Below are 11,042 nucleotides of genomic sequence, written 5' to 3'. Positions count from 1 at the left end.
ACCGTCGAGGACACTTGGCGCCATATCGGCAACCTCGGCGAGGCGATCCAGCCTCGCGAATGCGCCAACTACTTCGCCAACGCCGGTTACGCTTCAGTCAAAATGTGAAATGCTCTAGTGTCGTGGATCAGAAATTCGCACCATCGTTGCCGCGAGTCCAACGTGCGAATTTCTGATCCATAAACGACACTAGAATCATAAATTTGCTAGTGTCCTGATCGAAGCCGAAGTTCGCTCTGAGCTCGCTGCAAAGCATAGCGAACTTCGGATTCGGGACACTAGCGCCCCGCCTCCGCACGCCTCAGCCCCTTGATCGCCGGCAGCCCGGCGGTCGGGCTCGGGTCCGTCTTTGCTGCGGCTTGAGACGGCGGTCGTGAAGAGTCCGGGAAGCGCTGGCGCATGACGCGCAGGAAGCCGTCGAGGGTATCTACCGCGGCGGCCATGCGCGCGATCGTCGCGAAATCGGCGCTGTTGGCGGTGGCGAGTTTCGTTGCGGCGTCAAACGCCGCACGGTCGTCGGCTTCCGCCAGTTTGGCCGCGTATTTCTCCTTCAGGCGGTGCAGGCCGATGCCGTCGTCGGACAGCGAATATCCGATCGCGGCGCGAACGATGTCAGACTTTTCCTGCGCAGAAAGCGGCGCAAAGTCCTTCCAGCGTTCGCCGTAGAGCAGCTCGAGCTGCTCGGAGGACTCGCGCCATCGCCGCGCAGCCCAGTGGATGTCGGAGCGCAGACGGATCGCTTCAGGTCCCGCCAGATTGGAGATGATGTCGAGCGCAAGCTCGTGCCGGCCAACATCGCTTTGCGCGCGCGCCTCGAGCAGCAGCCGCTGCTGTCGCAATTCGCCGGCAAGATCGGCAATGCGTGTGGCCCGCAGCGCAGCCAGCGCGCGGTCAGGCTTGCGGTTGGTGAGATAGATCATCGCCAGGCGCGAGGCGACGTGCGCGCGCGCCGAACCTTCCAGCCGATGATCGACCTGGTACTGCAGAAGCTCGGCCGCCTGATCGAGCAGGTCGACCGCGACGAGCCGATCCGCCAGGCGGCGTATCATCTCGTCGCCGCGCCGTCCGATCGGCGTCAATTCGCGGAATTCGTAGAACAGCGCCAGCGCCTGCACCGGCGCCATGATGTCGGACCGCTCGCTGATGAAGAGCTGCGCGAACAGCGCTGACGCGTCATCCTGCATCTGCCGCGTCACGTCCGCATCAGGCTGCAGGCTTGTGGCTGTGCGCGCCGCCATCAAGGCGTCGCGAAAGCGGCCTTCCTTTTCGTAAAGGCGCGCCAGCAGTTGCAGCGTCTTGATCTCGACGGCATCTCCGCGCCAGGTGACGGCAAGCGTCTCCAGGTCCGCCAGCGCCTGTTCGTTCGTCATCTCGCCGCGCTTCAGGGCAAGCTCGACCTCATAAAGCTTTGCTTCCGACGCTGAAATGCGATCCGGCGACGCAATCGCTTTGCGGTATTCAGTCAGCGCATCCTTCTCGCGGCCGAGCGCCTGCGCCATCCGCCCGCGCAGCAGCGCCAGATAGCCTTGCTGGTCCGGCGCGACACCGACGATGTCGAGCTCGTTGAAGCGGCTCGAGACGCCGGCATAGTCGCGGACTTCGAGCGAGGCGCGCAGCGCGTCGACGATTGCGACGCGCTGCAATTCCAGCGGCAGCGCGCCGATCGCGAAATCGACGCCCTTGAACAGCTCGCGCGCCTCCGTCCATTTGCCGAGGCGCGCATGCGCCATGGCCCGCCAAAGGCGCGAGTCGTAGCCGGTGCCCACGGCGGGGTTCGCCAGACCTTTAAGTCCCTCCTCCGGCGCGCCCGACAGAATGCTCGCCAGCGCCCGGACGATGAGCAGGTTGGAATCTTCCTCGGCCTGCGGCTCGTCGCGGAGGAATGCGTCGATGACCGCGCGGGCCTCCGGATAGAAGCCGTTCGCCAGATAGAACCGGGCCAGGTCAAGCCGCGCGTCGATGCGGTCCTCCGTGGCCGATTGCGCCGCCGCCGCCCAAAGCTCGTCACGGCGCTGAATGAAATTGCCCGCGCGGTCGTCGCGCCAGGTCGGCACGTCGAGCAGCGTCTTCGCCGCAGCCGTCGTCCCTTCGCCCGACATCTCCGCCGCCGACAGCGTCAACCCACCGGGACGCCCGATCACCAGCTTGTCCGGCGCGAGCTCGGCCTGCACGTCGTCGGATTTCAATTGCACCGCCACCCCGTGCACGGTGCCGAGCAACGCGAACTCCACGAAATCCTGCCGCTTGACGAAACCGCGCGCCGGCAGGGACGCCGTAACTGCAAGCACCGCATCGCCCGCGTCGGGATCCATAAGTCGATGCAATCGCCCGGGCCCTGCCAGCGGCACCGTCACGCTGGCGCGTGCCGGTTCGGCGATGTTGCGAAGCGCAGTCAGCGGCTGCGGCAGCGACAGCGAAACGTCGGCCGCATGCACCACCCAGGAATGTCCCTCACCGGACACGCTGACGAGTTGCGGACGGTTGAGGCGGAGGCGGATGGCCTGCCCGTGTGGGAGCGGGATGCGCAGCACGTCGCGAACGATCGGCCCGCCATCGCGATCGATCTGGCTGACGTCGAGCGGCGCCTCGCTGTCGAACACCATCCACAGCGCATCCGACCGCGTGAAGACGGCCGCCGGTGTGGGAGCGAAAAACGGGATCGTCAGCCGCAATTGCTCACTGTTGCGCTGGACCGTGATCGCGGTGGAATCGCCGGTGATCAGCGGTGCGCTCTGATCGGCGCTGGCCAGGGCGAGTTTCTTCGTCGCCGCGTCGGGCTTGACCTCGGTGCGTTCAAGCGTCAGCGGCACAACCGGGACCGGTGCGGCCTCGACCTGCACGGGCTTCGCGGGTGAAGTGACTGCGGCGGCGACTTCGGGACCGCCGACCTTGCCGGCAGGCTGCGAGGGAGGCGACTGTGGCGGCGCTTGCGCCTGCGGCTTCAGTGGATCGCTTTTCGGCTGATCCCTGACCAGGCCGATGTCGACGATGTAGTTCCTCTCCTCCCGAAAGGAGTGAACGTCCGCGTCGCCGATCAGGGTGAAATCGACGACAGTGGTTTCGCCATCGATCTTCTGCGTAATCGACGTGATGTTCGGCGCTGCCGCGACTTTCGCATCCGCAAGGTCGAACGAGACGCCGGAATCGAAGTTCAGCGTCAACCGCTCCTTGTTCAGGATCGTCGAGACCCCCGTGCCTTCCGGCAATTCGAACACGTAGCGTGTGAAGGTCGGCTGGTTCGATGCACGAACGCGGATCGGCGGGCGCTTCGATGCTGCGAGCGCCGCCTCGCGCTGCTGCAGCAGCTTCTCGGCCGCCCTCGCCCGCTCGGCCAGCTCCTTGATGACGTCCGGCGGCAATGCCGGGGGTGGGCCGGTCCAGGTATCGGGCAGGAAATCGATGAACAGGCGTTCGCCCGCCACCATCACGCTCGGGGTCGCCTTGCGCGATAGCGCAAGCCTGATGGCGCTGCCGTCGGGATCGGTCCGCGCCGAGCTGACGAACTCGGGCGCAGCTTCCCACAGCTTGTCGACATTGACATCGACCGCCTGCGCGAAGCGCACGATGACGATGGAGCCGGAGGTGCGCACCTCGGCCTCGACCTGCCGCTGCAGCTTGATGAGCAGGCGCGCGTAATCGCCGGATTTTGTGAGCGTCGCGGTCCCCTTGGTCGGCGGCGCCGCGGTCACCTGAGCCGTCGCCGATGCTGCAAAGAGACATCCCGCCGCGATGAGGGCAAAGCCGGCCAGACGGGACTTGCTGAACGCACGCGCAAGCGCGCCCGCATTGAAGCGAGCGCACGACCAGGATTCGCCACGACCCCCACGCGTCATGCTGACGTATCTACTTGCATTGATGGCGCTATCGCCGCCGCCTGCAGCACAGACCCTAGAGTCGCGCGCTTAAGCTTTTGTTAACGACGCTCACTCGGTCGTCCCTGCGAAAGCAGGGACCCATGACCACGGCGTCCAGGAGTGAGTTCGACGATCACGGCGCGCCGTTCGCCGGCCTGCCCTCGATCTTCGGCAGCGACGACATGGAAGCCGACATGCCGATACCGCCGGAGCGGCGCGCCAGCTCGACCGTCAGCTTTTCGGCCGCCTCGGGCGACATCTGCGCCAGGATGTCCGACATCTTCTGCGGCTTCATCCGCGACGCGACCTCGATCAGCACCGACATGTCGAGCCGATCGAAGATCCGCCCCGCGTCCTTCGGCTTCATGTTCTCGTACATCGTGACGATGCCCTTGAAGCGCGCGTTGTCGGCTTCTTCCTTCTGCTGCGCCGCCGCCGAGATGCGCGTCTCCACGCCCTTCATCTCGTCGACCTTCTCTCCGATGCGCTTCTCGGCCGCCTTCAACAGGCTCTCGCGGATGTCCACCTCGCGTGCGCGGGCCTCCAGCTCCTGCCGCCGCTCCTGCAATCGCTCCAGCACCGCGCGTTCGGTCGGAGACATCTGGCCGGGCACCACGGCTTCGGTGGGGCGTGCTTCGCTCGAACCTTTTGCCGGATCCTGTGCCGGCGCGTCCTTCTTCGGCGCGTCCACCGAGCCCGTCACCTCGATCGTCTCGACCTTTCCGCCCGGCACGGGATAGTTCAGCGTCTCCTGCGCCCATGACAGCTTTTGAGGGAGCTGTTGCCTCCGCCCCTCGTCCACCAGCACATAGCCGCCGTCGAGCAGCAGGCCCGCGATCTTCAGCACCGAGAGACAGGCGATGGCGATCAGCAGGATCGGGATCAGGCGAAAGTCGCGGCGGCGTTTCATGCGGCGAGACCGTTCGCCCTCGTTCGCTCGGTGAAGGCTTCCGCTGCGGCGACGATGGCCTTGGCGCTCTTCGACCGAGGCTCCGTCGTCTCCGGCTGCGCCCGCGCCGCGATGGCGATACGCGACAGGCGATGCAGCACGGTTTCACCCGTCTGCACGTGCTTGCCGAGGCGGTCGCACATGTCCGACGCCGTCGCAAGCTGGCCGCCGAGATTGTCGTTGCATTCGCGCACGGTCAGCTTCAGTCCGGCGATCGCACGCTCGGCGATTTCGGTGGCGGTGATGAGTTCGCCGATCGTCGCCTTCAGCGACTGCTCGTCGGCGCGCAGCAGTTTCAGCCGCTTGTTCAGCAGGATGCAATAACAGATTGTCAGCAATAGCAAAGCTGCAACCAGGCTTTCGATCACAAGTCCGAAGGTCGGGTTCATTGCGCCTCCATCATCTTGGTGGTCTCGTCGGCTTTCTCGAACATCGCGTAGGTCGTGTGCGGCTTGCGCAACGGCTTGGTGACACGGATCGCGACGCGGTCGCCGACACGACCCATGCGGCCTTCCGTGAGCGTGACCGCACCGCGGCGCACCGACACCAGCGCGTCGGGACGCACCTCCAGCGGCAACGTGTCGCCCACTTCGAGTTTCATCAGCTGGCGCAACGGGATCTCCGCCTCGTACAGCACGGCATCGACCGCGATCTGCGCCTTGCCGATCTCGGTCGCAAGGTGCCCTTCCCAGATCGGATCGCGTCCGAACTTTTCGCCCATGAACATCTGCAACAGCACGTTGCGGATCGGTTCGATGGTCGCATACGGAAGCAGGAGCTCGACGTTGCCGCCGCGGTCCTCCATGTCGATGCGCAGGCGCACCAGGATGGCGGCATTGGCCGGGCGGCTGATCGCGGCAAAACGCGGGTTCGTCTCCAGCCGGTCGATCGTCAGCGTCACCGGCGACAGCGGCCGGAACGCCTGCTCGGTGTCGGCAAGCACCACTTCGATCAAGCGCTTGACGAGGTTTGTTTCGATCGTGGTGTAAGGCCTGCCCTCGATGCGCAGCGAGGTCTGGCCGCGGCGTCCGCCGAGCAGCACGTCGATCATCGAATAGATCAGGCTGGAGTCGACCGTGGCGAGCCCGAAATTCTCCCACTCCTCCGCCTTGAACACGGCCAGCACTGCCGGCAGCGGTATGGAGTTCATGTAGTCGCCGAAACGCACCGAGGTGATGCGGTCGAGCGAGACTTCGACGTTGTCCGAGGTGAAGTTGCGCAGCGAGGTCGTCATCAGCCGCACCAGGCGGTCGAAGACGATTTCCAGCATCGGCAGGCGCTCATAAGACACCATCGCCGAGTCGATGATGGCGCGAATGCCGGAATTGTCGTCGAGGTTGACCTCGCCGACACTGAAGCCGAGCAGGTTGTCGATTTCCTCCTGCGACAGAACGCGTTCAGCGGAGGCCCTGTTGGACAGGTTCCGGCTGCCGTCATCAACCATGGCGGCCCATTGCTCGGCCATGGCCTCGGACAGCTCGTTGGCGGCGGCTTCCGCTGCCGCAGCTTCCGGATCCTCCTGGTCGAGGGATGCGCCCCACTGCTCGGCAAGTGCATCCTGGTCGACATTATCCCCGCCCGCCATGATCGTTCAGCCCGCCCGCGTCATTGGACCAGGATCTCCTTGAACAGCACCGCGCTCACCTGGTGCGGAGCGATGGTGGTGTTGACGCGCCGTGTCAGCTCTTCCTTCAGCCGGAACATCCCGGCGGAGCCGTTCAGGTCCGCGGGACGCATCTCGCGCAGGTAGGACTGGAAGATGTCGACCATGCGCGGAATATTCGGCTGGATCTGCGCGACCAGCGGCTGATCCTTCACTTCAAGGACGAGCTTGATCTTCAGGTATTGCGTGCGTTCGCCGGGCTGAGTGCTCATGTTGACGAGCAGATCCGGCATCTCGACGAACAGCGGCTTCGCCGGCGGCGGCAGCTCCGCCGTCTTTTCCGGCACGCCGTTTCTGGCGAACAGCAGGACATAACCGCCGGCGGCCCCGCCGAGCAGCACGATCACGGCCGCAGCGATCATGATGAGCTTGCGCCTGCCGCCGGAAGCGGCACCGCTTTCGGCGTCGTCAGTCTGTTCGTTGTCCGCCATGCCCGCCCCGATCCGAAAAATTCGGACAGGCCCGATCCCGCCAGTCAGGCTCAACGCAGTACAAACGCCGCCGGCGCATTCGCGCCTTGATGCGGTGACGCTAGGGCCGCAATGGTTAATGGAACCTTTAATTCATTGCTCAAGGTAGGAAAAATTTGCCGACACACATGGTCAATAATTCCTTATTGCCGGGCGTCGCGGCGCCCTCCTGATCGCGCAACCGCATGATCTTGCACGCCTTTTGAAACTGGCACGGCTTTCGCTGATGGACCTGTGAGCAGCGGGCTTGGGAGAGCCTGCGGCGCGAAGGACGGAACCGGCTTGGGAGAGCCAGTCCGTTCGCATCAGGGGAGATCGAGCCGATGGAGAATACGCTTCTCGTCGGACTATCGCGGCAGGTCGCGCTCGAACGCCAGCTCGGCGTCGTGGCGAACAACATCGCGAACGTCACCACCACCGGCTTCAAGGCCGACAAGGCTTTGTTCGAGGAATATCTCCGCTCGCCGGCGCGCAACGACGCGTTCACCGGCAACGACCGTCGCCTCAGCTTCGTGCAGGACCGCGCGACCGTCCATGATTTCGGCCAGGGTCCGGTCGAGCGCACCGGCAACCCGCTCGACATGGCGCTGGACGGCAACGCCTTCTTCGTCGTGCAGGCAAATGGCGCCGAGCGCTACACCCGCAACGGCGCGTTCCAGATCAACGCGACAGGCCAGCTCGTCACCAACGATGGCGATCAGGTGATCGGCACCAACGGGCCCATCACCTTCCAGCCCGGCGACCAGGACATTTCGGTCGCCCGCGACGGCACCATCACCGTGCGTGAGGGCAACAACACCAACGTCGAGTCGACGCGCGGCAGGCTGCGGCTCGTCAACTTCGAGCAGCCGCACACCTTGCAGAAGCAGGGCGCCAACCTGTTCGCCGCACCGGAGGGGACGGTCGCGCAGGCCGCCGTCCGCGCCGGCGTGCGCCAGGGCGCGATCGAGAAGTCGAACGTCAACGGCGTCGCGGAGATGGCGAAGATGATCGAGGTGATGCGCGCCTACACCGGCATCACCAACGTGATCCAGCAGCTCAACGAGGTCCGCAAGTCGTCGATCGAACGCCTTGCCGACGTTCCGGCCTGAGCCCTGAGGAGACTTAGCGATGCGCGCACTTCACACCGCGGCGACCGGAATGATGGCCCAGGAACTCAACGTCCAGGTCATCTCCAACAACATCGCCAATATGCGCACCACCGGCTACAAGAAGCAGCGGGCCGAGTTTCAGGACCTGCTGTACGAGAAGGTCAGCCGCGTCGGCACGCAAACGTCCGACCAGGGGACTGTGCTGCCGGTCGGCATCGAGATTGGTTCGGGCGTGCGCACTGCCGGCACCCCGCGGGTGATGAGCCAGGGCAGCATGGTGCCGACCTCGAAGGATCTCGACGTCGCGATCCGCGGCGAAGGTTTCTTCCAGGTAACGCTGCCCGACGGGCGCATCGCCTACACCCGCGACGGCTCGTTCAACATGGACCCGCAGGGTCGTCTCGTCACCTCGCAGGGCTACCTGATCCAGCCGGGCATCACCATTCCGCAGAACTCGACCGGCATCACCATCAACGCCCAGGGCACGGTGTCGGTGACGCCGGCCGGCACGACGACGCCGACGCAGATCGGCCAGATCGAACTGTCGATGTTCATCAACAAGGCCGGCCTGCAGTCGATCGGCGACAACCTTTACCTGGAGACCCCCGCCTCCGGCGCGCCGCAGAACGGCCTCGGCGGCCAGACCGGCTTCGGCGATCTGCTGCAAGGCAACCTCGAACAGGCCAACGTCGAGGCGGTGTCGGAGATTTCCGACCTGATTGCGGCCCAGCGCGCCTACGAGATGAACGCCAAGGTCATCAGCGCGACCGACCAGATGTTGCAGTCCACCACCGCGATGATGCGCTGACGGAGAGGCTCATGCTTCGAATCCTGCTCCTTCCCACGATCGTTCTCGGAACGCTGTCGGCGGCCTTCGCGCAGACCGCGCCGACGCTGCGCGCCAACGTCAGCGTCAGCAGCGAACTTGTCCGGGTCGGCGACTTCGTCGACCAGCCGGGCGACGCGGCGCACATCGCCCTGTTCCGCGCACCCGATCTCGGCACCGCCGGCGCGGTGCCGGTAGCACAGGTGATCGAGGCGATGCGCGCACACAATGTCATCGGGGTTGCCACCGGCGACATCCGCGAGGTCATAGTGACGCGTGAGGCACGCACGCTGTCGCAGAAGCAGATCGAGACCGACGTGGCACGCGCCCTCGCAGGCCGCAACGGCCTTGGCGACGCTGCAAGCCTGATGCTGACCTTCGACCGCGACGTGCGCGCGATCCAGCTCGACGCCGATCACGGTGGCGGGCTCACGCCGCTCGCTGCCCGTTACAATCCGCGCAACGCGCGCTTCGACGTGACGTTCGAGGTGGCGCGTGACGTCGGCGCGCCGACCCGGCTGCGCTTCACCGGCACCGCGATCGAAACCGTCGAAGCGGCGGTCGTCACCAGAACCGTCGAGCGCGGCGAAATCCTGAGCAGCGCCGACGTCGTGATCGAGCGCCGTCCCAAGGCGGAAGCAGGCTTCGATCACGCGCTGCGCGCGCGCGCCATCGGCATGCAGCTTCGCAAAAGCGTGCGCGCCGGCGCCCTGCTGCGCATGGCCGATCTTGCCAAGGCCGACCTCGTGCAGCGCGACCAGAACGTGACGCTCATCTACGAGACGCCCGGCATCTATCTGACGATGCGCGGCAAGGCGATCGACGGGGGCGCCGAAGGCGACACCGTCAGCGTGACGAACCTGCAGTCCAAGCGCACCGTGCAAGGCACGGTCACAGGACCCGGCCAGGTGACCATGTCCGCCGTTACGCCACGCCTCACCGCACAGCTGTCGCAGGGCGCGCCTGCGAGCACCCCTCGAACCGCAGAGTAAAGTGTCATGTCCCGCGTTCAATCGAAGCTGCGTCTCCTCACCACCGCCAGCATGCTGGGTCTAGCGGCGGCGACCGGCGGGTGCTCGTCGATCGAGCGGCTGTCGGCGATCGGCGAGAGGCCGGCGCTGTCGGCAATCGAAAATCCGACGACGCAGCCGGGCTATAAACCCGTACAGATGCCGATGCCGGCGCCGCAGGCCGCGAGCTACAGCCCGAACTCGCTCTGGCGCAACGGCTCCCGCGCCTTCTTCAAGGACCAGCGCGCGCGGCAAGTCGGCGATCTGCTCACCGTCCAGGTCAACATCACCGACAGGGCGACGTTCGACAATGAGACCAAGCGCAGCCGCACCAACAAGGAGGATGCCGGCATCAGCGACTTCGCCGGCAGCAAGCTCCTGAGCGGCAGCGCCGCGCTGGTGATGCCCGGCAAGATTCTCGCCGCCGACTCCACCGCGCAGAGCGACGGCAAAGGGTCGGTCAACCGGCACGAAGCGTTGCAGACCAACGTCGCCGCCGTGGTCACGCAGATCCTGCCCAACGGCAACCTCGTGGTCGAGGGCCGACAGGAGATCCGCGTCAACTTCGAGGTTCGCGAGTTGATCGTCGCCGGCATCGTGCGACCGGAGGACATCCAGAGCGACAACACCATCGACTCGGCCAAGATCGCCCAGGCGCGCATCGCCTATGGCGGCCGCGGCCAGATCACCGACGTGCAGCAGCCGCGCTATGGCCAGCAGGTGCTCGACGTGCTGCTGCCGTTCTGAGCCTAATAAAAGAGCTCCCACGCCAGAACCGCGTCTCGCGAGCGCGGCCCTGGCGACGCAAGGCGGCCTCCGTCAGCTCCCCTGACGGAGGCCGTCCGCGTTCCTGCGCCGGAGCGGCGAAGCCGCCGCTATTTGACTGGGTCGATGCGGGTGACGGTGATCTGTCCGTTCACGCGGCCGGCCTCGAACCTGACCTTCTGGCCAACTTTCACCTTCTTGAGCATCGCCGGATCCTGGACGCGAAACACCATCGTCATCGCATCCATATCGAGGTTCTTGATCGGCCCATGCTTGAGGGTCAGCTTGCCGCCCGCCTGGTCGATCTTCTCGACCGAACCGTCGACGGTCGCCGCCTGGCCGAAAGCCACGGAGGAGACGCCGAGAGTGATTGCGGTCGATACAGCGAGAAGCTTGAGACGTGCGGTCATTTGA

The 11,042-nt window shown here is 65.4% G+C and carries 10 protein-coding genes and 1 pseudogene; 5 read left to right on the top strand and 6 right to left on the bottom strand.

Annotation, left to right across the window (positions count from 1 at the left end; all coding sequences use genetic code 11):
- Window positions 1–108, top strand: a pseudogene (locus RCO31_RS33280) (IS630 family transposase); the annotation flags it as partial.
- Window positions 109–278: 170 nt separating this feature from the next.
- Here RCO31_RS33280 and RCO31_RS33275 read toward each other — a convergent pair.
- From RCO31_RS33275 to fliL, 5 genes are all read right to left on the bottom strand, one after another.
- On the bottom strand, window positions 279–3,833 hold the full coding sequence (locus RCO31_RS33275; protein WP_308972678.1) for a tetratricopeptide repeat protein: 3,555 nt from the start codon (window positions 3,831–3,833) through the stop codon (window positions 279–281).
- 154 nt (window positions 3,834–3,987) lie between these two features.
- A complete protein-coding gene (locus tag RCO31_RS33270; RefSeq protein ID WP_308972677.1) occupies window positions 3,988–4,764 on the bottom strand; it encodes a flagellar protein FlbB in 777 nt (258 codons plus the stop codon).
- Entirely contained in the window at window positions 4,761–5,192 is a 432-nt protein-coding gene (locus RCO31_RS33265) for a DUF6468 domain-containing protein (protein WP_308972676.1), read from the bottom strand. The genes RCO31_RS33270 and RCO31_RS33265 overlap by 4 nt, the downstream gene beginning before the upstream one ends.
- Window positions 5,189–6,388, bottom strand: a complete 1,200-nt coding sequence (gene fliM, locus RCO31_RS33260) for a flagellar motor switch protein FliM (RefSeq protein WP_308972675.1) — start codon at window positions 6,386–6,388, stop codon at window positions 5,189–5,191. The genes RCO31_RS33265 and fliM overlap by 4 nt, the downstream gene beginning before the upstream one ends.
- 20 nt (window positions 6,389–6,408) lie before the next feature.
- Window positions 6,409–6,897: a flagellar basal body-associated protein FliL gene (gene fliL, locus RCO31_RS33255; protein ID WP_308972674.1), complete on the bottom strand. Its 489-nt coding sequence runs from the start codon at window positions 6,895–6,897 to the stop codon at window positions 6,409–6,411.
- 362 nt (window positions 6,898–7,259) lie between these two features.
- Here fliL and flgF point away from each other — a divergent pair, with 362 nt between their 5' ends.
- From flgF to flgH, 4 genes are read left to right on the top strand one after another with little or no spacing between them, the layout of a single operon-like run.
- The gene (gene flgF, locus RCO31_RS33250) at window positions 7,260–8,027 is read left to right on the top strand and encodes a flagellar basal-body rod protein FlgF (RefSeq protein ID WP_308972673.1); all 768 of its coding nucleotides are present in this window, start codon (window positions 7,260–7,262) and stop codon (window positions 8,025–8,027) included.
- A 19-nt stretch (window positions 8,028–8,046) separates the two neighbouring features.
- Window positions 8,047–8,835, top strand: a complete 789-nt coding sequence (gene flgG, locus RCO31_RS33245; protein ID WP_308972672.1) for a flagellar basal-body rod protein FlgG — start codon at window positions 8,047–8,049, stop codon at window positions 8,833–8,835.
- A gap of 11 nt (window positions 8,836–8,846) precedes the next feature.
- Window positions 8,847–9,845 (top strand): flagellar basal body P-ring formation chaperone FlgA, encoded by a 999-nt coding sequence (gene flgA, locus RCO31_RS33240; RefSeq protein ID WP_308972671.1) that lies wholly within the window; start codon window positions 8,847–8,849, stop codon window positions 9,843–9,845.
- Between the two features lie 51 nt (window positions 9,846–9,896).
- On the top strand, window positions 9,897–10,610 hold the full coding sequence (flgH, locus tag RCO31_RS33235) for a flagellar basal body L-ring protein FlgH (RefSeq protein WP_308972682.1): 714 nt from the start codon (window positions 9,897–9,899) through the stop codon (window positions 10,608–10,610).
- A gap of 128 nt (window positions 10,611–10,738) precedes the next feature.
- On the opposite strand, the gene RCO31_RS33230 is transcribed toward flgH, so the two are convergent.
- Window positions 10,739–11,038: a copper-binding protein gene (locus RCO31_RS33230; RefSeq protein WP_308972670.1), complete on the bottom strand. Its 300-nt coding sequence runs from the start codon at window positions 11,036–11,038 to the stop codon at window positions 10,739–10,741.
- Window positions 11,039–11,042: the final 4 nt, after the last annotated feature.

The organism is Bradyrhizobium sp. LHD-71, from assembly GCF_031157255.1.
Lineage (GTDB): Bacteria > Pseudomonadota > Alphaproteobacteria > Rhizobiales > Xanthobacteraceae > P52-10.
The sequence above is the reverse complement of the archived record's forward strand: the minus strand, read 5'-3'. Positions and strand labels throughout refer to the sequence as shown.

Excerpts from the sequence above, each read along its gene's own strand:
- RCO31_RS33275 (WP_308972678.1), bottom strand. The coding sequence starts at position 3,833 with ATGACGCGTGGGGGTCGTGGCGAATCCTGGTCGTGCGCTCGCTTCAAT.
- RCO31_RS33270 (WP_308972677.1), bottom strand. The coding sequence starts at position 4,764 with ATGAAACGCCGCCGCGACTTTCGCCTGATCCCGATCCTGCTGATCGCC.
- RCO31_RS33265 (WP_308972676.1), bottom strand. The coding sequence starts at position 5,192 with ATGAACCCGACCTTCGGACTTGTGATCGAAAGCCTGGTTGCAGCTTTG.
- fliM (WP_308972675.1), bottom strand. The coding sequence starts at position 6,388 with ATGGCGGGCGGGGATAATGTCGACCAGGATGCACTTGCCGAGCAGTGG.
- fliL (WP_308972674.1), bottom strand. The coding sequence starts at position 6,897 with ATGGCGGACAACGAACAGACTGACGACGCCGAAAGCGGTGCCGCTTCC.
- flgF (WP_308972673.1), top strand. The coding sequence starts at position 7,260 with ATGGAGAATACGCTTCTCGTCGGACTATCGCGGCAGGTCGCGCTCGAA.
- flgG (WP_308972672.1), top strand. The coding sequence starts at position 8,047 with ATGCGCGCACTTCACACCGCGGCGACCGGAATGATGGCCCAGGAACTC.
- flgA (WP_308972671.1), top strand. The coding sequence starts at position 8,847 with ATGCTTCGAATCCTGCTCCTTCCCACGATCGTTCTCGGAACGCTGTCG.
- flgH (WP_308972682.1), top strand. The coding sequence starts at position 9,897 with ATGCTGGGTCTAGCGGCGGCGACCGGCGGGTGCTCGTCGATCGAGCGG.
- RCO31_RS33230 (WP_308972670.1), bottom strand. The coding sequence starts at position 11,038 with ATGACCGCACGTCTCAAGCTTCTCGCTGTATCGACCGCAATCACTCTC.